Genomic DNA, 25092 nt, shown 5'->3' on the forward strand with positions numbered 1-25092 from the left:
AGGCGGCCCTTTAATTATCCTTTAACAGAACCCTTTGTTAATCCTCCGACAAGATATTTTTGCATGGAGAGGAAGAGAATCACCATTGGTGCCATTCCTATCAGCGCCGCTGCAGAGAAAAGACCCCATTCAGTTTCGTACGGTCCTGTTGAGAATGTCCATAATCCAACCGCGTATGTATATTTTTCAACATCCTGGAGTATGATTCTTGCCAGGACAAACTCATTAAACGTTCCCATAAAAGTTAATATAACTACAACAGCAAGTATAGGTGATGCTAATGGTAGCACTATTCTCCAGAATGTTTGCCACCTTGTTGCCCCATCTATCATGGCTGCCTCTTCTAAAGAACTTGGTATAGTATCATAAAATCCCTTTATCAAATACATATTAAATGCTATATTACCGAGATAAATGAACATCAAACCGCCCAGTGTATTTAGCCCCATCCAGCTTAAGTACCTTCCAACAAAACTCAAAAAACCATAGAGAGCTACCATATACATTATCGCAGGAAACATTTGAATAAGCAAAAGCGACATTATACCGTACCTTCTACCCTTAAATCTCATTCTGCTAAATGGATATGCTGCCAGCGCGTTTACAAGAGTAGTAACAACGGCAACTACTCCCGCAACAACAACACTGTTAAATATCCATCTAACAAGATAGTGTTTCGTTTTTTGCTTCCATATCTGGTCAATTCTAAAAAGTTTTGCATCTATAGTTTTAAATCTCTTATCTAATTCATTAAGCGGGAACTGATCCACAAGGTTCGCCGCTTCTTTTGAAGAAAGGCCAAGAGTTGAACCAATCTTAGATGGATAATCGCTTTGAACTTTCGGGAAAAGTTGTGAAAGCGCCGCTATTCTTAGTTTTATACCACCTTTAGCAGATTTAATCGCACGTGGACCAGTAGCTTCTATGCTATTCACATACCTTGAAAAATCTTCCAGAAAATCTTTCATATCTTTTGAAAAACGTTTGTACTTAGAATTGAAATCTCTATACGAGTTTATCCATTCTAATTTACTCAAACTTGCTCTTATAATTTTCTTTAAATCAGCATCTGACAAATATACAAAGTATGCATTTGCCGATGATCTCAAGCTTTTCAACGCAAAATAAAGCTTTGTTATATCCTTTGGAAGTTTATAATTTTCAACCTTTGCAATAAATTTATTAACATTTTCACTCAACAAAATTCCGTAAATGTAAAGAAATCCTTCATTGAGAGACGATATCTTTTCATTAAACTCTAACGAAACTTTTTCATATTCTAATTTCACAGAACTCAGTTCTTCATTCAGTGCTTCGTAAGATTTTGAAAAATTCTGATATTCGTCAACAGCTTTTTTTAAGCCTTTTATAACATTTACACTCTCTTTTATTTGTTTAGTGGCTTTTAAATTAAACATTTTAATCAAAGAAATAAAATCAGCATAAGCGCTTGTAGACTTATAAGGATACTCTTTCCACAGGTTATTGATTTTTTCAAAAACCTTTACCAGATTTGTTATCAATGAATTATATTCGGAAAAGTCCTCCACTTCATAATTCGAAATTTCAAGAATATACCTGTATAACTTTTCAAAATTTTCCATTTCATCAGATTCAAAAACCGCTGCTCCCACTTTTGAATTTTCCCCGCTTTCAAGGGTTTCGAGAGCTATTTGCAGAGTTGTATAATAATTTTGAAACTGAGGTAAAATTGATTCACGAATTATCGTCATCAAATTTAAATATTCTCTCTGATAACTTTCCATTTCTTTTCTAACTTTACTAATTTCTATTTCCAGCTCTTTCACTCTCGTGTTCAAAGCATCTAACTTAATTTTGTCTTTTTTAATTTTTTCTTCCCATTTTGACTTATATTTTTCCAATGTGTCTGATGATATTCTTTTTATTAAACTCAACTTTGTCTCTTTCAATTTTTTACTATCTAAAAGGTACAATACAGCGAGATATAATTTTTCTTCCGAAGTTTCAGGTACTTGAATGTTTCTTTTTATATTTTCCGCTTCGCTTTTTATCTTCTCAATTATCAATTTGTTGTTATTTTCTATGAACTCTTTTATTTTTTCATATTCCCTATCAGATGATTCAATTAATTGTTGAGTCTCTAATACATATCCTTTTAGCAACTGTATATCTTTGTCGAATTTTGAAAGAAGAAATTCAATATCCCTGTTTGTATAAGGCATAGCATTTGTTGTAACAGCTTCAATATCAGACAAAAGGCGCGGAATATTCTTCTCTGGAAATAGCAAATCTTTGTAATTTTGAACACTCATTCGAGATGAAAAAAGTTTTGTTGAAAACGCCGCGTTATCTCTTCTCAAAGAAGTTGATATAACCCAGACAACAGGAAATAAAATGGCTACAATAAGCAATATTAATATTATGTGAGTTAACCAATTCTTGCCTCTTATCACCATTATCTATTCACCTCTTCAAAAGAACCAGAAATTTTAAAGTTTACAAAACTTATACCAGCTACTATGAAAAATATAAGAATAGAAATCGCGCTTGCAAACCCAAAATCCTGTCCTCTTCCCGCTTCAAATGCAAGTTTATACGTATACGATATAAGAATATCAGTCGCACCTGCTGGTGTACTTGTATTTGGAATAGCCGGTCCTCCAGAAGTTAAAAGGTATATATTCACAAAATTATTAAAATTAAAAGCAAAACTTCCAACCAGAAGAGGCGCAATTGTTGTCATTAAAAGAGGAAAAGTTATTTTCCAGAATCTTTGCGATTTACTCGCTCCGTCAATTGATGCAGCTTCATAAAGCTCATCTGGTATGCTCTGTAAAGCCCCCAATGATACTGTCATCATATACGGAAACCCCAGCCACGTGTTCACTACCAAAACTGCCACCTTGGCCCAGAAAGGATTGGTCATCCATTGCAAGGGATTACCTTTAAATACATTCGTTATGATAAATCTATTTATAATTCCATAGGTCTCATTGAAAAAACCATTTTTCCATATCAGCACAGATATGAATGCAGGAATTGCCCAGGGAATTATAAGTAAAGTTCTATAAACTGCTTTTCCAGTAAGTGTTCTATTATTAAGGACAAGTGCAAAGGATAGTCCTATTACAAATGTAAAGAGCACGCTTAAAGCTGCATAAGTAAAATTCCACAAAAATATCTTGGTAAACGGTCCCGAAACAGTGGGATCCATAAATATTCTTGAGAAATTTTTTCCACCAATGTAAGATATATAGCCCATTATAGCCACTTTTTCCCCGTTCTCATCTAAATCATAAAAAGTTCCATTTTCTTCTATTAAAGGTTTGTTAGTTTTATCATTAAAAAGAACTGTTTTAACAACTGTTTTTCCTTTTTCTTGAACCTCTGCCAATGATAATCTGTAAAGATGTCGAACAGTCCTTAACCTTAAGCTCCCATCCTCTGAAAATCTCAGAGATAGTCTATTGTTCTCTGGATCTACAATTTCTACTTTACTTAGCACAGGGAATCCAACTTGCGACTTAAAAAATATTTCATTAACCCGCGTTTCTGGATCATAAGGGGAATAAAAATAACGATAAGTTTTTCCATCTTCAACAATAGCTATGATATTTCCGTCTTCTTTTATAATATTTAACCCCGCTCTATCAAGAGGCACCATTTGAGCCTCTCCCAAAAGCATTTTTCCCGCCTGCATTCTTACTACTTTTATCTCACCCATAATATATTTTTCTCCATTTTGAGAGGTTAGCAATACTTTGTAATCATTCGTTGGTTTTATTCCATCATACCTGATAAATATCTCATATCTGTACTCTTTAGCATTTTCAGGAACGTACGTATACACAGGATCAGTTAGTAATCTATCAATTACCTCCTGTCGGGTCATTATGTGACCTGTACCATAATTTGTAAATGCCGTTTTTATAGTAAAAGTTATCGGATAAAGAACCAGAATAAAAAGCAATATTACCGCCGGTATCATATATCTGTAAGGATATGATTTTTTATTAAGTATAAAATAATCTATTAACACAATTAGCACAAAAAACGTTACAGAAAGCTCGTAGAATCCTTTCCCAAACAGGAAAAAAGCTCCCCAGACTGAGAAAATATTAAACAATCCCAGACAAAGCCAGCCAATTATCTTCCAGAAATGTTTCATCTCATCTCCTCCCAGGTCAGTTATGAAAAGCGGGGGGTAAAATGCCCCCCGCTATACAAAATTAATAAAATTTTATTTAATCCCTGCAAGAATTGTATCAACAGCTTCTTTAAGTGCCTGTTCAACAGGAATTCCCTGGTCAAGGGCCTTTGCAAGTGCGTCTCCCATGGCTCCCCAAACACCAGCCATTTCTGGAACGTTTGGCATTGGTAATCCATATGTACCAAGGAAGTCAGCAAAATCTTTTGTAACTTTGTCATCAACCAGCGCAAGAACATCACTTCGAGAAGGAATTCTTGGATCTGCCTGGTAAATTCTGAACATTACATCTTTTGTAGCAATAAATTTGGTCAAAAATTCTATAGCATAAAGTTTGTTAGGACTTTTCGCGTTAATCATAAATCCCTGTGCGGTAATAAATGGCTTTGGATCAACTCCAGGTTCAAGTTGTGGAATTGGAGCAACGGCGAAATCAACGCCTGCTTCACGCCATCCAGGAACTGCCCATGGTCCATTTATAATCATGGCTGCTTGACCGTCCTTGAAAAGCCCGTCCATCACATTGTAATTATCTCCAGACTCAAGTAATCCCTCATCTACAAGTCTCTTTATAAGATTTAATCCTTTAACTGCTCCCTCATTTGCAAGTCCAATATCTTTTACATTGACTTTTCCGCCTTTTTCTCCAAACACATATCCGCCATATCCAAAGAATGCATAACTGCTGAAATAGAAATTCTTGTAGTCATAAACAAAACCACGAACTTCTCCTTCATATTCCTCATTAATTTGCTTTGCAAGATCAATAAGTTCATCAAATGTCTTTGGTGGTTCTTCCACATAATCCTTGTTGTAAATAAGAGCTGGACCATCAATCGCATATGGTACTCCATAAAGTTTACCGTTAAACGTAAATGCTTTCAATGGCACTGGTAAATACTTGTCTTTATCTGGCAAAATTGGAATTGGTTCAAGTAATCCATTTGCTACAAGCTCCCCAACCCAGTCATGAGCACCAACAATTATATCTGCGCCTTCACCGGCAGGAGCCGCTGTAAGAAATTTGGACTTTATGTCGCCAAAATTCACCTGAACAACCTCTACGTCAATACCATAACTTGCCTTAAATTCATCTGCTAATTTTGTAAGGATATCAACTTGCGCTTCAGAAGTCCATATGGTGAGTTTTACTGCAAACACACTTAACATCATCAAAATAGCTGTAATAACAACAAGCCACTTCCTCATATCTATCCCTCCTTCATAAAATGTGATGCTACACATGTAATCTGCCACGATAGTTATTTTACACCAAAAAAGTATATTTTTTACAACATTACTGGAACAGTTTCCAAATTAACCTATCTCATACGAAATTCCATTTTCGTTAGCAGTAAATTTTACCACATTTCCTTCTTTAAGTTCATCGTTGATTATCAAATTTGAAACTGTAAATTCTATTGTATTTTCGAACAACCTTCGTAATGGCCTTGCTCCCATTGAAGCAATATAACCATGTTTTGCAAGATAAAGTTTTGCACTATCGTCAAGAACCACTGTTATACCTTGATCTCCAAGTTTATCGTTAAGTTCCTTCTCATAAATATCAACAATTTTAACTATATGTTCTTCTTTTAAAGTTTTGAATATTACTATTGCATCTAACCTGTTCAAAAATTCTGGCTTTAGTTTTGATTTTATAGCTCTTTCTGCAACAATTGCAAGTTCCTCCTCGTTTCCTTTTTCAATGGTCTCTATGATAGATTCACTTCCAAGATTACTTGTCATTATTATAATGGTATTTCTAAAATCAACAGTATTACCTTTACCATCAGTAAGTCTACCATCCTCGAATACCTGTAATAACACATTAAAAATTTCGGAATTTGCTTTCTCAATTTCATCGAGCAAAACCACACTGTAAGGTCTCCTCCTTACGGATTCTGTGAGCTGCCCACCTTCTTCATAACCAACATATCCTGGAGGTGCACCTATTAACCTGGAAACAGAATGTTTCTCCATATACTCTGACATATCTATTCTTATAAGGCTATTTTCAGAACCAAAGAGAATATCTGCTAATCTTTTAGCCAGCTCTGTTTTTCCCACACCTGTAGGACCTATAAACAAAAAAACACCTGCAGGTCTCTTGGTATTCTTGATACCTGTTCGCGACATTCGAATAGCACTTGCTACCACCCTTACAGCTTCTTCCTGATCAATAAACTTCTCATGAATCAACTTCTCAAGATTTTTTAATTTTTCTTTTTCTGCGCCCATTATTTTGCCAATGGGAATTCCTGTCCACATCTCAACTGTTTTTGCAACATCTTCAGGTGTTACTACTTCTCTTCCAAGAATTTTTATTCTTGAAGCAGACTCATCCACAAGATCAACAGCTTTATCCGGTAAGAATCTCTCTGTAATATACCTTGCTGAAAATCTGGCCGCTACTTCCAGAGATTTATCTTCAATTTTTACACCGTGAAATTCCTCGAAAAGCGATTTTAAACCATGTAATATTTTTATTGTTTCATCAATTGTTGGTTCTTCAACTATTACAGGTTGAAATCTTCTTTCAAGAGCTTTATCTCTTTCTATATATTTTCTATACTCTTCAACTGTTGTAGCGCCTATACATCTTAAGTCCCCCCGGGCAAGTTCAGGTTTTAAAATATTTGCAGCATCCACAGAACCTTCAGAAGCTCCCGCTCCAACTACTGTATGTATTTCATCAATAAAAAGTATTACATCCGGTTTCTTTTTTACTACGTCAACTATCTTCTTCAATCTTTCTTCAAATTCTCCGCGAAATTTTGTCCCGGCAACAACTCTTGCAATATCAAGTTTTAATATCTTTTTATTTTTCAAAAAATCAGGAACTTCTTCTTTCACTATTCTTTGCGCTAACCCTTCAACAATTGCTGTTTTTCCAACACCGGGATCTCCTATCACTACTGGATTATTTTTTAATTTTCTTCCCAATATTTCCATAATTCTAAATATTTCTTTGTCTCTTCCAACAACCGGCAAAAGTTTTCCACGTTTTGCCAGTTCTGTCAGATCCTCAGTAAATCGTACCAGTATATCTACATTTTCATCCTCTGACAGTGCCCCGGAAGTCCTGAGTTCTCTTATAGCCTGATATACTTTATCCTGAGTAACACCGTAACGAGAAAGAATTCGGTAAGTCATACTCTCTGGAAGTAAAGTCATCGCAAGTAGTAAGTGATCACTTCCAACTTTCTCATCTCCCATTCTTTTTGCTTCTTTCTTGGCTTCCTCAAGAACATGCCTTGCCTCGGGAGTAATAAAAATCTGTCCCGATGGTGCAGATGCTTTCACTCCATACCGCGAAATAAACGTTTCAATTTCTTTTTTTAGTTCCCCTATATCTATTTTCAAATACGATAAAATATCCTTTGCAGCATTTTTTTCATCCTCAAGAATAGCTAATAACAGATGTTCGGAGGATAACTGATTTTGTTTGTATCTTGATAATATATCAGTAACTGCCATCAAAATTCTTTGACCATTTTCGGTATACTCGTTCATATCAAACACAAAAACCCCTCCTGAGAATCTTATTGTAACAAGTTTTTTTCACCAATATTTTAACATATTTGAACTGCTTTCTTCGACATGTGTTAAAATTTTTTTGTTTTAACAAAATCATACATCTCACTTTGACAAAACATAAGGAGGTAGCTCCATGAAATTAATAGGAATCATAATAATCTTATTATTGCACTGGTACATAATTCAAAAAATCGCAAATCAATTTATTAAAAAAATAAAATTTGATATTTTCAAATTACACACTATATTAGCACCTATTAACATTCTACTCACGTTTATATTCATAAAATTTTCAAATCTTTCTTTAAAAGATGCAGGATTCACAATAGGAAATCTTAAAGAGGGACTTATAAGCATTTTCCTCATAGGGCTACCAGCAGCTGTAATATCGGCTTTCTTTACGTCAAAAACAGCTAAAGAAACATTCAAAGAAATAAGCTACCTTCTCCCTGATTCAAAGTGGAAAATTATTTACATGGGGATATTAGTTGGACCTGTTGAAGAGACATTATACAGAGGTTTTCTTCAGGGTAATTTAAGTACAATAATTCACGGCAACCTGTTTATATTTAACTTTTCTACCATTTTAGCCAGTATAATATTTACTTTTATTCATTACTTAAATACTGTAAACAAAGCGGAAAGTTTAAAAGTTTTTCTGAGTATGATACCTGTACGCTTTGTTGCGGCTTTAATCCTTGGATACAGTTTTCAAATCTCCAGAAGTCTAATTTATCCCATAATAATTCATAATTTAATCGACGGGTTTAATATAACAGCTTTAGATAAAGCAAAATCACGTTAATCCAAAAAATAAGCACGGAGTGAGGAGTTACACATCACTCCGTGCTTACCTTCAAAAAAACTTGTCATTTTTCATATTTTAACAACGTTGCATTAATCGCAACTATAACGGTGCTCAAGGACATAAGAACTGCTCCCATCGCTGGACTAAGAAGAATTCCTACACTGTATAAAACTCCAGCAGCAAGAGGTATAGCAAACGTATTGTAACCAGTTGCCCACGCAAGATTCTGAACCATTTTCTTGTATGTTGCCTTTGCAAGTGCAATGATCGCCACAACATCTCTTGGATCGCTCCTTACAAGAACAATGTCTGCCGATTCCACTGCAACATCCGTTCCTGCACCAATAGCAATTCCTACATCTGCCTGAACAAGGGCCGGTGCATCGTTAACTCCATCACCAACCATTGCCACTGCAAGACCGCGAGCCTGAATCTCTTTAACTTTCTGGGATTTTTCATGTGGCAGTACCTCAGCAAAATACTCGTCAAGCCCCACTTCTCTTGAAACCCATTCAGCAACCTGTTTGTTATCACCTGTAAGCATCATACATTTTATGCCCATTTCTTTCAATTTCGCTATAGCTTCTTTTGATTCTGAACGTATGATATCTGCTAATCCTATGGCTCCTTTAACTTCTTTTTCTACTAACACATAAACAACCGTTTTTCCTTCAGAAAGCATTCTGGATACTTCCTCATTATTCACCTTTATACCGTTCTCTCTTAAAAAGCCTGGGCTAACTACCATAACGTGTTTTCCATCTATTTTTCCTTCCGCTCCTTTTCCGGGAATTGCTTTAAATTCTTCTACCTTCATATGTTCCTTAGAAGCTGCTGCAATAGCTTTTGCTATAGGATGTTCTGAATGCATTTCAATAGCGGCTGCGTATTTGAGAACATCTTCTTTGGAAAAATCTTCCGAAAGTGGCACTATATTAGTAACACCAAACTTTCCTTCAGTTAGAGTCCCAGTTTTATCAAAAATTATAGCTTGAAGGTTTCTTGCTTTTTCAAAAGCTGTTCTATCACGTATAAGCAACCCATTCTTTGCGGAAAGTGCTGTTGAAACAGCAACTACCAGTGGTATGGCCAGTCCAAGAGCATGAGGACATGCTATAACCATAACAGTAACTGTTCTTTCCAATGCGAAAGCCACATCTTTTCCCAATAAAAACACCCACACAAAGAAAGTTATCGCTCCAGCTGAAAGAGCTATTATTGTAAGCCAGACCGCTGCTTTGTTTGCCAAATCCTGAGTCTTTGACTTGCTCTCCTGCGCTTCCTTAACTAAATTTATCACCTGAGATAAGAATGAATCTTCTCCAGTTTTTTCAACTTTTACTTTTATTGAACCCTCTCCATTAATGGAACCACCTATTACTATATTACCTGTTTTTTTATAAACAGGCTTACTTTCACCTGTTAACATGGATTCATTTACTGAAGTTTCTCCTTCGATTACTTTTCCATCAGCCGGTATTTTTTCACCAGGTCTTACAAGAACTATATCCCCTGGCACCAATTCTTTCAAAGAAACATCCACGATTTTTCCATCTGGCATCACTTTATGAGCCTCAGAAGGCATCAATTCTGCAAGCTTTTCAAGGGCCCTGGATGCTCCCATAATAGATTTCATTTCAACCCAGTGTCCAAGTAACATAATATCTATTAAGGTTGCAAGTTCCCAGAAAAATACCTTCCCCTCTAAGCCAAGAACCACCATAAGACTATACAAATACGCTGTGCTTATTGCCATAGCAATAAGCGTCATCATACCAGGCCTTCTGGTCCTCATTTCATCGTAAAAACCTTTCAAAAATGGATAACCACCGTAAAAATAGATAAACGTTGACAAACCTAAAAGAACGTATAAATCCCCCGGAAAGCTTAAAGCCTCAGAAATTCCCAGCAAACTTTGTATTAGCGGTGACAAAAGTAAAACAGGACCTGTAAATATAAGAGAAATCCAGAAACGTTTTCTAAAATCTTTCACCATGTGTTCATGATGATCCCCATGCCCATGATTCATGTGCTCATGTCCCTCGTGTTTATGCTCCATATGCTCATGCTCCTTATGCTCTGTATGTTTCATATGCTCTGTGTGTTCTGTATGTTCGTGTTTCTCGTAAGCCTGATGTTCAGATTCTGAATGATGAGAATGACTGTTCATATCATGAGCGTTTTTAGAATGGTTCATATCTTTCTTTTCACTCACTTTAATCACCTCCCTTTCTTTGTGAGTTTTTATTATACCAGATTCCATTAAATTTTATCAAAAACTCTCACCTATACTATTCACAATAAATATTATACTATAAGACCTATCCGTGTTAACAGCTGTTTGATTTTTATTAAATAAACTTTAATATAACACCCATCATCTATAAACCTAAGTATGCTCTTCGGACTTTTTCGTTGTTAATTAACTCTTTACTGAAACCACTTAAAACTATTTTGCCGTTTTGAACCACGTACGCCCTATCAGATACCTGAAGCGCTTTTTTTGTATTTTGTTCAGATAATAATATTGTAAAACCCAGTTTTTTAAGTTTTTGAACAACTTCAAATATTTCGTCAACCAATTTTGGCATAAGTCCTAAAGATATCTCATCAAGAAGTAACAATTTTGGAGAGAACATCAACAATCTACCTATTGCCAGCATTTGCTTTTCTCCCCCTGAAAGAGTTGAAGCTAATTGTTTTTTTCGCTCCTCAAGTCGCGGAAAAATTTCAAAGATAAATCTTAATTTTTCCTCAAAACTTTTCTTTGAATAATGAATACCCGCTATTTCAAAATTTTCAAAAACTGTTAAATTAGAAAAAATTCTCCCGCCTTCAGGGACAATGCCCAATCCCAATTTAGCTCTTTTCCATGCGGGAAATATTGTAATGTCTTTACTGCCAAATACAATTTTTCCTTCTTCAGGTTTAATAAAGCCCATAATTGAGTTAAGTATTGAAGATTTTCCTGCACCGTTTGCTCCTATAAGTGCCACTATCTCATTATTTTTTACATATAACGATGCCTTATCAACTGCTAAAATATTATCATACTTAATTGTAATGCCTTTAACCTCTAAAATTATGTTCCTGTTATCCAATAGAACCACTCCCCAGATAAGCTTCTATAACTCTTTCGTCTTTAACTACCTCCTCAGGAATTCCTTCAGCTATCTTCACACCATAATCAAGTACTGTTATCCAATGTGCTGTTTTTACAGTAAAATGAGTGTTATGTTCTACAAACAGTATAGTAATTCCCTTTTTATTTAACATCTTTATCATGTTTGACAGCTCCTCTGTTTCCAGATCATTTAACCCGGATGCCGGCTCATCAAGCAGAAGGATTTCTGGATTTAAAGCAAGAGCTCTGGCGATTTCCAGCTTACGCTGTAGTCCCAGCGGAAGCAAACTGGCTTTTACTTTGTAATACTCAGACAGGTCACACATATCCAGCAACTCTCTCGCTTTTTTTATGTAATTTTCATTTACTGGTTTTTCAAAAAATGCTCTGAAATTATCATAAACATTTATACCAAATCCTGCCAATACATTTTCAAGCGCCGTTAAATGCCCAAAAACCCTTACAATCTGAAAAGTTCTTCCTATACCAAGTTTTGCTATCCTGTTTGGTCGAAATCCAACAATGTTACGTCCTTTATAAATAATTTCTCCATTATCAGGCTTTAAAAAACCATTTATTATATTAAATAACGTTGTTTTCCCGGCGCCATTTGGTCCTATAAGCGCATGAATTTCTCCTTTCTTTATAGAAAAACTCACGGCATTTAAAGCAACTAATCCACCAAACCTTTTTACTATATTTTTTATTTCAAGAACTTTCATATTATACACTCCTCTTTTTAAACAAACTTACAAGGCCATCTGGTAAATACATCATTGTCAAAATTATAATGATTCCATACACAAGCATCCTAAAATTCTCTATGACTCTTAACATTTCAGGGAGAAGTGTTATAATTATTGCTCCTATAACAGGACCTATTATGGTTCCTATTCCACCTATAACTACCATAGTAATTATCCCTATGGAAACGCCAAAAGAAAAATTATCTGGAAAAATAACCCCCATATAATGCGCCCATAAATTACCTGCAAGTCCTGCCAGAGCGCCTGCTATAGAAAAAGCATAAATTTTATATCGCGCAGTACTTACTCCTATTGACTCTGCAGCTGATTCATTTTCTCGCAATGCATCAAACCCCATTTTTACATATACTTTTGAAATATAACGAATAAAAATTAAAACTGCAACACAAACAATAAACGAATAAAAAGCATACGTAAACGTATTGAATCTGTAATTCCCAAAGCCAGGCCTTGGAAGTCCTACAATACCGTACGGCCCTCCGAAAAAAGGTATATAATTAAATATGGCAACAACAACAAAATTAATTCCTATAGTTGCAAGTACGAGAAAATCTTCTTTCACTCTCAAAGCTGGAAGTCCTAACAAAAAACCTATTATCCCTCCTAACAACACAGCCATAGGAAGAGCCCACCAGTAACTCCAGCCAAACTTAACAGTAAATATGGCCGAAGTATAAGCCCCTATCCCAAAAAAAGCCGCATGACCCAGGGATACCTGCCCTGCAAATCCAACTAAAACATTCAAGCTGGAAGCCAATATTATATTGACGGAACTGTATACGACTAATGTCATTAAATAATCTATACTCATTTACCTGCCCTCCCAAATAATCCTTCGGGTTTAAACATCAAAATTGCTATCATGGCTAAAAAAGCAATAGCATCTCTTGGAAGTAAAAAGCCAAAATAATATACTATAAATGTCTCAACAATAGCCAGTAAAAATCCTGCTATAATAGCTCCTCTAATACTTCCAAAACCTCCAAGAACTATAACAACAAAAGCCTTATATGAAGGGATTTCCCCCATAGTCGGATATACACTATTTTCATACAACCCAACAAGAATTCCCCCTAAAGCAGCTAATACAGAACCGAGAAAAAAGCCGTAAAAAATCACTTTTTCAGTGTTTATACCAAAACTTTCAGTAAGCATAATGTCATCAGCACATGCTCTTAACGCTTTACCAAATCTTGTTTTCACAACTAAAAGATAAAGCCCTAATAGAGTAACACCCGTTAAAATCAATACAAACAATTGACGCTGACTCAAATAAACATTCTCAGTAATTATATCGGGAATAGGTAAAAAAACATCTATAGACCTTTTATAAGGCCCCCAGACAAGTCGAAAAAAATCCTGTAATGCAACAAAAAGTCCTATACTGATTATCAATGGAACTATTCTACTTTCTTTAAGAACTCTTTTATAAAGAAACTTATATATAAACGCTCCACTAAACCCGGAAATTATTAATGACAAAACAATAGAAAAAGCAAAACTCATCCCGATGTTGTAAAAATACAGAAAAAGTAAAGCACCAAGTGCGTAAACCCCCGCGTGGGCAATATGTAAAATCTTGAGAACGCCGTAAATAATAGTCAACCCAATAGCTATCAAAACATATATACTCCCAAGAATAAGAGAATTTAAAAAATTCTGCAAAAACAAAAGGATCCCCCCTAAAAAAGGCGGGAATAGCGCCCGCCTTAAAAACTTATTTTGGCATTACAATTTCAGGATCAGAAATCTCCCAGAATCTATGGAATCTATTACCGAGATAAATCTGACAGGTTACTGTACGTATAGCTTCTCTATTTTCAGCAAATCCTTTAAAACCTGTCACAGAATTTTCAAAACTTTTAATACTCTTCAAAGCCTCTTTTATTTTTACTGGATCTGTACTTCCGGCTAATTTGATAGCCTCTGCAGCTATCATTACCGCATCAAAAGCAGAAGCTGCAACCATATCAGCGTCTATCTTGTATTCCTCATAATATTTAGATATAAACCATTTTACTATTTCCTTTTCACTATCACGGTCAAGGTCTGTAGTAATAACTACACCATTAGCTGCTTTTTGCTCAGTGAGCTTTGGAAATTGTGGTGAATCATACCCTTCCTGACCTATAATTGGTACAAATATTCCTAACTGCCTTGCTTGCGTAACCAGACGCGCGGCCTCACTAAAATACGCCGTTGCATATATTGTATCTGGTAAATTCTTTCTTAATTTCAAAAGAATCGGTTTAAAATCAGTCTCGCCCAGAGGATATTTTGCTTCAAAAATTATTTTCGCGCCTAACTTCTCCGCTTCTTCTTTGAAAGCATTTGATAAAGAAACTCCAAAATCATTGTCTATAGTTAATACCGCAATCTTTTTAGCACCTAATTTTTTAACAGCAAGATACGCTCCTGCTCTTCCCTGCACAGTAGCCAGTGTTCCAACTCTGAATATAAAATCACCTGTTTTCGTTATTTGAGGATGAACTGCATAAGCTGATATCATAGGAATTCCCAACTGCTGGTATATCCCGGCAGCAGCTTTTGTAGCACCACTATATGATCCACTAATGGCAACCACTACTTTATCTTTCTGAATTAATTTATAGGCTATACTAACACTCTGATCAGCTTTTGCACCATCATCATAATAAACAAGCTCTACTTTTTCGCCTAATACTCCACCATGGTTGTTAATATAATCTACAGCAAGCATAGCACCATGAAGAGCACTCTCACCATCAGCTGCAGCAAAACCTGTTAAAGGAACATAAATTCCAATTTTAATGGCAGAAAATGCAAATATTACTGCAATCAACATAAGAAAAACAACAACTCTTCGCATGAGCAGCACCTCCCCTATTTAAAATCATGTTAATTATATCATATCTACGTAATTCAATAGCTAACTTGACAACAAAACATTAACAAATAAAAATAAAACAAAAAATCTGAAAATCTTCTCTTCTGTTATTCCAAAAAAACATGAGAAATCCTGACTTTTTACTAACCATAAATACTTTTATAATTGTTTTGCAAATTATTACATTATTATGAAAATTAGAAAAAATTAACAATATTTCCTTCTTAAAAAAAGCAAATAATGAAAATTTTTCAATATTTGAAAGATATAAAAACATTTGATAAAGTAAAAATGTAAATTTGAATGTTGCTTTTTTCACATATTCCAATAAATATCTAATCTAATTTGACATTAAATTTATTTTATAACTTTTTAATTACACTTAATGAGCTATTTATGAATTTACAAATTAAAATTGGAATGAAAACAAATGAAAGAAAAATTCCACGAAATTATGTGGTTCTGGAAAAAGTACGTATTCACATATCGTTTCTTGTGGAATATTTCTTTTGCGTTGCAATTAGCTTTCTTCTTCATAAGTGCTGTTCTTCCATTCTTTTTTAAAAAGGTAATAGATTCATTAACAACTGGTAATGTGGAACTATTCGTAAAGTTTATTGCACTTTTTCTTGTAATTGAGATAACACAGGTTCTATTACTTTATACCAAGGGATATGCCATTCGTTTTAACGATTTTCAAATGCATTAAAACATTATTTTGATAGGGAATTTTCATTCTATATATTAAACCTGAAATTTCAAGGAGAATTCACATATGCAATAACCCTGGCTGCTGAAATTGGTATACTTTTTATTGGAGGCTGGCTAATATTTCGTGGAACAGTCACAGTAGGTACATTAATCGCCTTCACACAATACATAAGCTGGTTGGTCACTTTCGTGAATTTCATGTCAAATTTTGCATCACAAATTGAACCTTCTCTTGTGTCACTTAAAAGAGTTCGTGAAATTTTAAATTGGCCAGAAGAATGGAAAATAGAAAGCATTAAAAAGGTCCATAAACCACCGAATTATCCTACTCAATTGAGATAGAAAACCTTCACATTGAAATAGGTGAAAACAAAATCTTTGAAGGACTAAACTTGAAAATTCCAAAAAATAAAATAATTTCGATAATGGGAAAGAGCGGAAGAGGAAAAAGCACCTTATTGAACATAATACTTAAACTATACAAACCTTCTAAAGGAGAAATATACATATTTTGGTAAAGAACTAAAAGAAATGCCACTTGACGAATTAATGGGATTAATAAGTGTTGTTGAACAGGAACCGAAATTTTTTAGTAATGGATTCATTGAGAATCTTAAAATGGCCAATGAAAAGATAGATAAAGAAAAAATTTTTGAAACAGCAAAAAAATTGGGAATAGAAGAATTTGTCAGGAAACTTTTTTCAAGAAATATATCTTCTTGCAAACTTTCTAAACTCTCCGGGGGAGAAAGAAAAAGATTGGGAATATTAAGAGGAATATTAAAAGATACACCAATAATTATTATGGATGAACCAACAGCATTTCTTGATAATTCCACAGCAAAGATAATAATAGAAAACATCAACAAAAACTTCAAAGATAAGACTATATTAATATTTTCACATGATCCAATTGTCTTAGACTTTAGTGATGAAATAATAAAAATCTAACAACAAAAAAGGACTCCGTAAATGGAGTCCTTTTTGTCAAATAGACAAAAATAATCCCGGGCACTACCTACTCTCGCAAGGGGCGGACCCCTTACTACCATCGGCCCAGAGCGGCTTAACGGCCGGGTTCGGGATGGGACCGGGTGGTTCCCGCTCTGGTATCGGCACCCGGGAAAGCTGGAGAATCACTGGAAATTGCATAGGGAATATTAGAGGTGAAGGCCTCGGCCGATTAGTACCGGTTGGCTCCACACCTTGCGGTGCTTCCACCACCAGCCTATCAAGGTCCTCTTCTCGAACCGGCCTTACTCCCTTAACGGGATGGGAGGTCTTATCTTGGAGCGCGCTTCCCGCTTAGATGCTTTCAGCGGTTATCGCTTAGGAGCGTAGCTACCCAGCGTATGCCCTTGGCAGGACAGCTGGTACACCAGAGGCTCCCTCACCCAGGTCCTCTCGTACAATGGGCGACCCTCCTCAAACCTCCTGCGCCCGCAGCAGATAGGGACCGACCTGTCTCACGACGGTCTGAACCCAGCTCACGTACCCCTTTAATAGGCGAACAGCCTAACCCTTGGGACCTGCTTCAGCCCCAGGATGGGATGAGCCGACATCGAGGTGCCGATCCTTGCCGTCGATGTGAACTCTCGGGCAAGACTAGCCTGTTATCCCCGGGGTAACTTTTGTCCGTTGATCGACGACCCTTCCACACGGAGTCGCCGGGTCACTAGGACCGGGTTTCCCCTCTGCTCGACCCGTCGGTCTCGCAGTCAGCCCGGCTTATGCCCTTGCACTCAACGGTGGATTTCCAACCCACCTGAGCCGAGCTTTGCGCGCCTCCGTTACTTTTTAGGAGGCGACCGCCCCAGTCAAACTACCCACCTGGCACTGTCCCTCGCCTGCTCTTCACAGACGCAGGTTAGAATCTCGGTACACCGAGGGTGGTATCCCACCGACGGCTCCCCCGACCCTGGCGAGCCGGGTTCGCAGCCTCCCACCTATCCTGTACACGATGCACCAAGACCCAATACCAGGCTGTAGTAAAGCTCCACGGGGTCTTTCCGTCTAGCTGCGGGTACTGGGCATCTTCACCCAGATTGAAATTTCACCGGGTCCCCTGCCGAGACAGTGCCCCAGTCGTTACGCCATTCATGCAGGTCGGAACTTACCCGACAAGGAATTTCGCTACCTTAGGACCGTTATAGTTACGGCCGCCGTTTACCGGGGCTTCGGTTCGGGGCTCTCACCCCTCCCCTTAACCTTCCGGCACTGGGCAGGCGTCAGTCCCTATACTTCCTCTTACGAGTTTGCAGAGACCTGTGTTTTTGGTAAACAGTCGCCAGGGCCTTGTCACTGCGACCGCCTCGGCCTCCCCCAGTTTCCAGGTTGCCCTTTCCCCTGGGTTCAGCCTACACGCGGTACCCCTTCTCCCGAAGTTACGGGGTCAATTTGCCGAGTTCCTTGGCAAGGGTTAACCCGCTCCCCTTAGCTTTCTCAGCCCGCCTACCTGTGTCGGTTTGCGGAACGGGCACCTGCATACCAGTAAGCGAGGTTTTTCTTGGCAGTGTGGGGTCAGCGCCGTTGGACCAAAAGGTCCTCCCCTTCACGGCTCAGACTCCGGGTGCGGATTTGCCTACACCCATCATCGCCCTAACCGCTTGGAGGGCCATGCCACTTGACCCCGGCGCCTACCCTCCTGCGTCACCCCGCATACTATAGGTATACAGGTGGTACCGGAATATTAACCGGTTTTCCATCGGGTACCCCTTTCGGGTTTCCCTTAGGTCCCGACTAACCCTGGGCGGACGACCCTTCCCCAGGTAACCTTAGGCTTTCGGGGGGAGAGATTCTCACTCTCCTCTCGTGTACTCATGCCTGGATTCTCACTTCCGCCTCGTCCAGTGGCTCTCGCGAGTCCACCTTCACCCTACAGCGGAACGCTCCCCTACCACCAGTCAAAGACTGATCCGCGGCTTCGGGGGATGGCTTCAGCCCCGGTACATTTTCGGCGCTGTGCGTCTCGACCGGTGAGCTGTTACGCACTCTTTAAATGATGGCTGCTTCTAAGCCAACATCCCGGTTGTCTAAGACACACAACATCCTTCCACACTTAGCCATCTCTCCGGGCCCTTAGCCGGCGGTCTGGGTTGTTTCCCTCTCGTCCGTGGAGCTTATCCCCCACGGGCTCACTCCCGAGCTTTGTGTGTTGGGATTCGGAGTTTGACAGGGGTTGGAGGTAACCCCCCTAGCCCTATCAGTGCTCTACCCCCAACACAGACCGCTCGAGGCTGCACCTCAATGCATTTCGGGGAGAACCAGCTATCACCGGGTTCGGTTAGCTTTTCACTCCTACCCACAGCTCATCCGAGGATGTTTTACTATCCACCGGTTCGGGCCTCCAGTGGGTGTTACCCCACCTTCACCCTGGCCATGGGTAGCTCACCCGGCTTCGGGTCTGCCGCATCTGACTAAACGCCCTATTCGGACTCGCTTTCGCTACGGCTTCGCCTCTCCCGGCTTAACCTCGCCAGATACGACAACTCCCAGGCTCATTAATCAAAAGGCACGCCGTCACCCTCAAGAGAGAGCTCCGACTTCTTGTAGGCACGCAGTTTCAGGTCTCTTTCACTCCCCTTCCGGGGTGCTTTTCACCTTTCCCTCACGGTACTGGGTGCGCTATCGGTCGGCAGGTAGTATTTAGCCTTGGAGGGTGGTCCCCCCTGATTCCCACGGGATTCCACGTGTCCCGTGGTACTCGGGATTCATGGCCCAGGAAGTCTTCTCCCTTTCGCCTACGGGGCTATCACCCTCTATGGCTGGCCTTCCCAGACCATTCGGCTAGAGAGAAGATTTGTAACTTCCCGGCATACGCCCGGCCATGTCCCACGACCCCGACGTGCAAGCACGCCGGTTTAGGCTCTTCCCCTTTCGATCGCCTCTACTCAGGGAATCTCGTTTGATTTCTTTTCCTCGGGGTACTGAGATGTTTCACTTCCCCCGGTATCGCGCCATTGAGGCGAGTAGCTTTACAGCTACCCAGGTTGCCCCATTCGGGAATCCCGGGATCAACGCTTGCGTGCAGCTCCCCCGGGCTTATCGCAGCTTGCCACGCCCTTCATCGCCTCCTGCCGCCTAGGCATCCACTGCGTGCCCTTAGTACCTTCACCTCTATATTCCCTATGCAATTTTCAATGACCCTCCCCATTGGTGGAGACGAGGGGATTCGAACCCCTGGCTTCCTGCTTGCAAAGCAGGCGCTCTCCCAGCTGAGCTACGTCCCCGCCCATGGTGGGCTCGGGAGGAATCGAACCTCCGACCTCACGCTTATCAGGCGTGCGCTCTCACCTGCTGAGCTACGAGCCCCCGAGCCACTGGAATATGGATAGCAGTCCCTGGAAACTCCTTAGAAAGGAGGTGATCCAGGCGCACCTTCCGGTACACCTACCTTGTTACGACTTCGCCCCCCTCGCCAGCCTCGCCCTCAATAGGTTCCCTCCCTTTCGGGTTGGGATACCCATCTTCGGGCGTTGCCAACTCGGGTGGCGTGACGGGCGGTGTGTACAAACCCCGGGAACGTATTCACCGCGGCGTGGCTGATCCGCGATTACTAGCGATTCCGGCTTCATGCAGGCGGGTTTCAGCCTGCAATCCGAACTGAGGGTAGGTTTAAGGGATTAGCTTCCCCTCGCGGGGTCGCAACCCGCTGTCCTACCCATTGTAGCGCGTGTGTCGCCCAGGGCATAAGGGGCACGAGTATCTGACGTCATCCCCTCCTTCCTCCGGCTCGTCGCCGGCGGTCCCCTTAGAGTGCCCGGCCGAACCGCTGGCAACTAAGGGCAGGGGTTGCGCTCGTTGCGGGACTTAACCCAACACCTCACGGCACGAGCTGACGACGACCGTGCACCACCTGTGCTGGCTCCCGCTCCAAAAGGAGCGGGTCCCTTCCCTTTCGGGTTGGTACCACCAGCATGTCAAGCCCTGGTAAGGTTCTTGGCTTAGCGTCCAATTAAACCACACGCTCCACCGCTTGTGCGGGGTCCCGTCAATTCCTTTGAGTTTCACCCTTGCGGGCATACTCCCCAGGCGGCCCACTTAACGCGTTAGCTACAGCACGGAGGAATTACTCCCCCACACCTAGTGGGCATCGTTTACGGCTAGGACTACCCGGGTATCTAATCCGGTTTGCTCCCCTAGCTTTCGGGCCTCAGCGTCAGGAACGGCCCAGGAGACCGGCTTCCCCACCGGCGTTCCTGCTGATATCTACGGATTTCACCCCTACACCAGCAGTTCCGTCTCCCTCTACCGTCCTCAAGCCGTGTAGTTTCCAGCGCAGTTCCACGGTTGAGCCGTGGCATTTCACACCGGACTTACACGGCCGCCTACGCCCCCTTTACGCCCAGTGAATCCGGGTAACGCTTGCCCCCTACGTATTACCGCGGCTGCTGGCACGTAGTTAGCCGGGGCTTTCTAGTGGGATACCGTCATCGTCAGGGCATTTCCTCCCTGACTTATTCGTCTCCCACCACAGCGGTTTACACCCCGAAGGGCTTCATCCCGCACGCGGCGTCGCTGGATCAGGCTTTCGCCCATTGTCCAAAATTCCCCACTGCTGCCTCCCGTAGGAGTAGGGCCCGTGTCTCAGTGCCCTTGTGGCCGGCCATCCTCTCAGACCGGCTACCCGTCGTAGGCTTGGTGAGCCGTTACCTCACCAACTACCTGATGGGCCGCAGGCCCCTCCCTCAGCGGAGCAAACGCTCCTTTCTTCCGGAAGCCGAAACTCCCGGAACGTATGGGGTATTAGCTGGGGTTTCCCCCAGTTATCCCCCTCTGAGGGGCAGGTTACCTACGTGTTACGCACCCGTCCGCCGCTCAGTCTACCTCAACGTCACCCCGAAGGGATCAGTCGAGGCAGCTTCGCTCGACTTGCATGTGTTAGGCACGCCGCCAGCGTTCACCCTGAGCCAGGATCAAACCCTCCATGAATACATGAAGGATTCTCATCCTGATTGATTTCTCGTTTTTTTGGGACTGCTATCCACATTTCAATGACCCGGATTTCATTTTACCTGACCTTCATCGATTCCGCTTCTTCTCTTCTGCTTCACTCTTTTTGTTGACCCTTCGTGGCGCGATATTTAATTTACCACGTTTGCCCTTCAGAGTCAAGTTACGGATGCGTTAACTTTTGCTTCTGATTTGTTACATGGTTTACTGCTTCACCTGGACGTTTTTTGATTTATATCTTTGCATCCGGTTTTATTCTTTTTTCTTTTTCAAGACCCTTTCGCTCGCACAGCGATTATCATTGTACAGCATAAAATGTGACATGTAAAGATACAAATGGTAAACAACATGAATATTGTAAGCAACGATAACGTAAACAACACCACATGTCCAGGAGTTTTTTGATATTTATAGATGTAAATTCTAACATTTTAGCATATTTAACAAACTATATATGGTATTTATGTATAAACACAACACAATATATGGTATAATATCTCATTGGTTTGTAGATAGATGGAAGGAGAGGGGGTATAAAAATTGTACAGTGAAGTGGTTCAGACGTGGAAAAATGTTGAGCCTTCAAAAAACGCCTACAAAATTCTTTCTGAAAGGTATTTCGTAAAAGATTTAGACGGAACATACCTTGAAAACACATGGGCAGATGTTTGTCGGAGAGTAGCTCGGGTAATATCCACAGCCGAATTAGTGAATGATCCAGCAATGTTAAACCTTTCAGATGCAGAAAAGCTCGACAGAATTAAAGAATGGGAAGTGTCATTTTACGAACTTCTCAAATCACGTATCTTTATTCCAAATAGTCCGACTTTATTTAACGCTGGAATGGGTGTAAAAAAAGAATTGCTCTGGAAACCGTTAGAAAATATGAGCTTAAACGACTACTGGGAAATTTATAACACACGAAATCATTTGCACATGTTGTCCGCATGTTTTGTTGTACCCGTGGAGGATAGTATCGATGGGATTTTTGAAGCTGTTAAAGAATATGCCTTGATAACTAAAGCAGGTGGAGGAATTGGTAGTAACTTTTCAAAATTACGTCCAAAAGGAAGTTTTGTGGCCGGAACTCATGGGCAGGCATCGGGACCTATATCTTTTATGCACGTTTTTAACTCCGCTATAGCTGTGGTGGAACAGGGATACAGAAGAAGAGGAGCACTTATGGGAATTCTTAACATAAACCATCCTGACATTGAGGAGTTCATTACGGCAAAAGAAAACAACGACGGAGAAAAAATACTAAAGTTTTTCAACATTTCTGTAGGTATACCATTTGAAAAAGAGATATTTTTGAAACTGTATGAAGAAGACGGTGAGATCGAATTAAAACATCCAAAGTTTGAAATCATCAGAAAAATAAAAGTTCGAAAGTTAATGGAGAAGATAACCAAAAACGCCTGGAAAACCGGTGATCCTGGATTTGCATTTTTGCACGAGATGAACAAATACTATGCCTTATATCCTGAAAAAGAGATCATATCCACAAATCCATGCGGAGAGATAGGGCTTGCACCTTACGAAGCATGTAATCTTGGCTCAATCGATGTTGCAAAATTTGCTGATGAACATGGAAACTATGACTGGGAAGCTCTGGAAAAAACTGTAAGATTAGCCATACGATTTTTAGATAATGTAATTGATGTAAGTGTATTTCCGCTTGAGAAAATCACCAGGGCAGTGAGAGAAAGCAGGCGACTCGGTCTTGGAATTATGGGATTCGCTGATTTACTTTACAAATTAAACGTTCCTTATGATTCGGAAACCGGTAGAAAAATCGCCGCTGATCTTATGGGATTTATTGCTCTTCATGCTCATGACGAATCAAATAAACTCGGTCGTGATAAGGGAAGTTTTCCATTATTTGAAAAGAGTCGATATTATAGAGAAGACGAATTTATTCCATTTGCTATGGGAATGAGTAAATATGATGACGAAATCAAAAATATTATGAAAGAGTCTAAAAACGGAAAAAGAAATGTAGCTGTTTTAACTATAGCCCCCACAGGCTCCATTTCAAATATTGCAGATACAAGTAGCGGCCTTGAACCAAACTTTTTATTGGCATACATTAGATATATGAACAAACATGATGGCAGTAAAGAAGCGTTATTCTATGTAAACAAAATACTCGAAAAAAGGTTAGGAATTGAGTTGTTAAATAAGATAAAAAATCAGTTAATAGAAAAGGGTTCTTTACAAGGCATAGATATAATTCCCGATGAAATAAAACGAGTGTTTGTAACCGCTATGGATATTTCACCAATGGATCATCTTCTGATGCAAGATGCGTTTCAACGATACACAGATAACAATATATCAAAAACTATAAACATGCCATCATCATCTACAGAAGAAGATGTGTTAAACATCTATCTTGAAGCTTTCAAACTTAATGTAAGGGGTCTCACTATATATAGAGATGGTTCTTTACAAACCCAGGTACTTACATCTGCAAAGCATGTAAAAACAAAAGATGCACCAAAAGTTCAGTTCTTTCTCCTTGATGAAAAGCACAAATTAAGGCCGCGTCCAAGAAAAAACACATTAAGAAGTGTGACAAGAAAGTACAAGACAGAAAACGGAACAACATATATAACTGTATCCTTCGATGATAACGGCGAAGCCGTTGAAATTTTTCTTTCAAATGGCACAGAATTAGCAGAAGCAATAGGTCGTTTATCTTCAATAGCTCTAAGAGCAGGTGTCTCTGCAGAAGAAATTCTTGAACAATTGAAAAAAGTAAAAGGAACTTACTCCAACGGCCTTGCTTTAGAAATACAAAAGGCCATCAAGGATTTCGTAGAACTCTGGGGAGAATCAAAAATAGAAGACAGCGAGACTTTCACAATTGATGGTATTGCAAAAAGTGCCGAAGAGGTGGAAAAGTTTGTAATGGCAAATAATTTAGAATGGAATGAAGGATATTACATTGACGCCGACGGAAATGTTTACTGTCCTTCGTGTTTATCAAAAAACACTATTATTAAACAGGAAGGTTGTATGAGCTGTAAAAAATGCGGTTGGAGTAAATGCAGTTAAGCGTTAATCTTATTAAATTAGAAAAAGGCTCCCAGGCATATATGGGAGCCTTGCTTTTTATTAATATTAATCAGT

The 25092-nt window shown here is 39.7% G+C and carries 15 protein-coding genes, 2 tRNA genes, 3 rRNA genes and 1 pseudogene; 5 read left to right on the forward strand and 16 right to left on the reverse strand.

Annotated features, from left to right (window positions below; translation table 11 throughout):
• Positions 1-14: 14 nt before the first annotated feature.
• The 4 genes from JYK00_RS01970 to JYK00_RS01985 all read right to left on the reverse strand — a co-directional run bounded on the left by JYK00_RS01970 (position 15) and on the right by JYK00_RS01985 (position 7714).
• Positions 15-2438 (reverse strand): sugar ABC transporter permease, encoded by a 2424-nt coding sequence (locus JYK00_RS01970; RefSeq protein WP_207567046.1) that lies wholly within the window; start codon positions 2436-2438, stop codon positions 15-17.
• Positions 2438-4150 carry an ABC transporter permease subunit gene (locus JYK00_RS01975; protein WP_207567047.1) on the reverse strand — a complete coding sequence of 571 codons (1713 nt, stop codon included), beginning with the start codon at positions 4148-4150 and terminating at the stop codon, positions 2438-2440. Before JYK00_RS01975 ends, JYK00_RS01970 begins: the two co-directional genes overlap by 1 nt.
• Before the next feature lie 72 nt (positions 4151-4222).
• On the reverse strand, positions 4223-5398 hold the full coding sequence (locus tag JYK00_RS01980) for a sugar ABC transporter substrate-binding protein (RefSeq protein ID WP_207567048.1): 1176 nt from the start codon (positions 5396-5398) through the stop codon (positions 4223-4225).
• 108 nt (positions 5399-5506) lie between these two features.
• Positions 5507-7714: an ATP-dependent Clp protease ATP-binding subunit gene (locus JYK00_RS01985; RefSeq protein ID WP_207567049.1), complete on the reverse strand. Its 2208-nt coding sequence runs from the start codon at positions 7712-7714 to the stop codon at positions 5507-5509.
• A 148-nt stretch (positions 7715-7862) separates the two neighbouring features.
• Here JYK00_RS01985 and JYK00_RS01990 point away from each other — a divergent pair, with 148 nt between their 5' ends.
• The gene (locus tag JYK00_RS01990) at positions 7863-8534 is read left to right on the forward strand and encodes a CPBP family intramembrane glutamic endopeptidase (RefSeq protein ID WP_207567050.1); all 672 of its coding nucleotides are present in this window, start codon (positions 7863-7865) and stop codon (positions 8532-8534) included.
• A gap of 64 nt (positions 8535-8598) precedes the next feature.
• Here the strand turns inward: JYK00_RS01990 and JYK00_RS01995 are convergent, their stop codons facing one another.
• The 6 genes from JYK00_RS01995 to JYK00_RS02020 all read right to left on the reverse strand — a co-directional run bounded on the left by JYK00_RS01995 (position 8599) and on the right by JYK00_RS02020 (position 15276).
• A complete protein-coding gene (locus JYK00_RS01995) occupies positions 8599-10752 on the reverse strand; it encodes a heavy metal translocating P-type ATPase (RefSeq protein ID WP_207567051.1) in 2154 nt (717 codons plus the stop codon).
• A gap of 166 nt (positions 10753-10918) precedes the next feature.
• A complete protein-coding gene (locus tag JYK00_RS02000; protein WP_207567052.1) occupies positions 10919-11638 on the reverse strand; it encodes an ABC transporter ATP-binding protein in 720 nt (239 codons plus the stop codon).
• Positions 11631-12383 carry an ABC transporter ATP-binding protein gene (locus JYK00_RS02005; protein ID WP_207567053.1) on the reverse strand — a complete coding sequence of 251 codons (753 nt, stop codon included), beginning with the start codon at positions 12381-12383 and terminating at the stop codon, positions 11631-11633. Before JYK00_RS02005 ends, JYK00_RS02000 begins: the two co-directional genes overlap by 8 nt.
• 1 nt (position 12384) lies before the next feature.
• Entirely contained in the window at positions 12385-13239 is an 855-nt protein-coding gene (locus tag JYK00_RS02010; RefSeq protein ID WP_207567054.1) for a branched-chain amino acid ABC transporter permease, read from the reverse strand.
• On the reverse strand, positions 13236-14099 hold the full coding sequence (locus JYK00_RS02015) for a branched-chain amino acid ABC transporter permease (RefSeq protein WP_207567055.1): 864 nt from the start codon (positions 14097-14099) through the stop codon (positions 13236-13238). Before JYK00_RS02015 ends, JYK00_RS02010 begins: the two co-directional genes overlap by 4 nt.
• Before the next feature lie 46 nt (positions 14100-14145).
• The gene (locus tag JYK00_RS02020; RefSeq protein ID WP_207567056.1) at positions 14146-15276 is read right to left on the reverse strand and encodes an ABC transporter substrate-binding protein; all 1131 of its coding nucleotides are present in this window, start codon (positions 15274-15276) and stop codon (positions 14146-14148) included.
• A 448-nt stretch (positions 15277-15724) separates the two neighbouring features.
• Here JYK00_RS02020 and JYK00_RS02025 point away from each other — a divergent pair, with 448 nt between their 5' ends.
• Entirely contained in the window at positions 15725-16003 is a 279-nt protein-coding gene (locus JYK00_RS02025) for a hypothetical protein (RefSeq protein ID WP_207567057.1), read from the forward strand.
• Positions 16004-16052: 49 nt separating this feature from the next.
• On the opposite strand, the gene JYK00_RS02030 is transcribed toward JYK00_RS02025, so the two are convergent.
• Positions 16053-16301: a hypothetical protein gene (locus JYK00_RS02030; RefSeq protein WP_207567058.1), complete on the reverse strand. Its 249-nt coding sequence runs from the start codon at positions 16299-16301 to the stop codon at positions 16053-16055.
• 96 nt (positions 16302-16397) lie between these two features.
• Here JYK00_RS02030 and JYK00_RS09885 point away from each other — a divergent pair, with 96 nt between their 5' ends.
• Both JYK00_RS09885 and JYK00_RS02040 read left to right on the forward strand, forming a co-directional pair.
• A complete protein-coding gene (locus tag JYK00_RS09885; RefSeq protein ID WP_207567059.1) occupies positions 16398-16523 on the forward strand; it encodes an ATP-binding cassette domain-containing protein in 126 nt (41 codons plus the stop codon).
• Positions 16522-16956 (forward strand): annotated as a pseudogene (locus JYK00_RS02040) (ATP-binding cassette domain-containing protein); the annotation flags it as partial. The gene JYK00_RS09885 and the pseudogene JYK00_RS02040, both read left to right, overlap by 2 nt.
• 55 nt (positions 16957-17011) lie before the next feature.
• Here JYK00_RS02040 and rrf read toward each other — a convergent pair.
• From rrf to JYK00_RS02065, 5 genes are all read right to left on the reverse strand, one after another.
• Positions 17012-17128 (reverse strand): 5S ribosomal RNA (gene rrf, locus JYK00_RS02045).
• A 40-nt stretch (positions 17129-17168) separates the two neighbouring features.
• A 23S ribosomal RNA gene (locus JYK00_RS02050) occupies positions 17169-20120 on the reverse strand.
• A gap of 38 nt (positions 20121-20158) precedes the next feature.
• Positions 20159-20234 (reverse strand) — tRNA-Ala (locus JYK00_RS02055).
• A gap of 5 nt (positions 20235-20239) precedes the next feature.
• Positions 20240-20316, reverse strand: a tRNA-Ile gene (locus tag JYK00_RS02060).
• 44 nt (positions 20317-20360) lie between these two features.
• Positions 20361-21936: ribosomal RNA gene (locus tag JYK00_RS02065) — 16S ribosomal RNA — on the reverse strand.
• Together the 16S, 23S and 5S rRNA genes with 2 tRNA genes alongside form the textbook arrangement of a ribosomal RNA operon.
• Positions 21937-22497: 561 nt before the next feature.
• On the opposite strand from JYK00_RS02065, the gene JYK00_RS02070 reads away from it, so the two are divergent.
• Entirely contained in the window at positions 22498-25017 is a 2520-nt protein-coding gene (locus JYK00_RS02070; protein ID WP_207567061.1) for an adenosylcobalamin-dependent ribonucleoside-diphosphate reductase, read from the forward strand.
• Positions 25018-25092: the final 75 nt, after the last annotated feature.

The sequence above is a fragment of the Thermosipho ferrireducens genome (assembly GCF_017358165.1).
In the GTDB taxonomy this organism is placed as follows: domain Bacteria; phylum Thermotogota; class Thermotogae; order Thermotogales; family Fervidobacteriaceae; genus Thermosipho_B; species Thermosipho_B ferrireducens.

Coding starts and splice junctions, on each gene's coding strand:
- JYK00_RS01970 (WP_207567046.1), bottom strand. CDS start 2,438: ATGGTGATAAGAGGCAAGAATTGGTTAACTCACATAATATTAATATTG.
- JYK00_RS01975 (WP_207567047.1), bottom strand. CDS start 4,150: ATGAAACATTTCTGGAAGATAATTGGCTGGCTTTGTCTGGGATTGTTT.
- JYK00_RS01980 (WP_207567048.1), bottom strand. CDS start 5,398: ATGAGGAAGTGGCTTGTTGTTATTACAGCTATTTTGATGATGTTAAGT.
- JYK00_RS01990 (WP_207567050.1), top strand. CDS start 7,863: ATGAAATTAATAGGAATCATAATAATCTTATTATTGCACTGGTACATA.
- JYK00_RS02005 (WP_207567053.1), bottom strand. CDS start 12,383: ATGAAAGTTCTTGAAATAAAAAATATAGTAAAAAGGTTTGGTGGATTA.
- JYK00_RS02010 (WP_207567054.1), bottom strand. CDS start 13,239: ATGAGTATAGATTATTTAATGACATTAGTCGTATACAGTTCCGTCAAT.
- JYK00_RS02020 (WP_207567056.1), bottom strand. CDS start 15,276: ATGCGAAGAGTTGTTGTTTTTCTTATGTTGATTGCAGTAATATTTGCA.
- JYK00_RS02025 (WP_207567057.1), top strand. CDS start 15,725: ATGAAAGAAAAATTCCACGAAATTATGTGGTTCTGGAAAAAGTACGTA.
- JYK00_RS02030 (WP_207567058.1), bottom strand. CDS start 16,301: ATGCTTTCTATTTTCCATTCTTCTGGCCAATTTAAAATTTCACGAACT.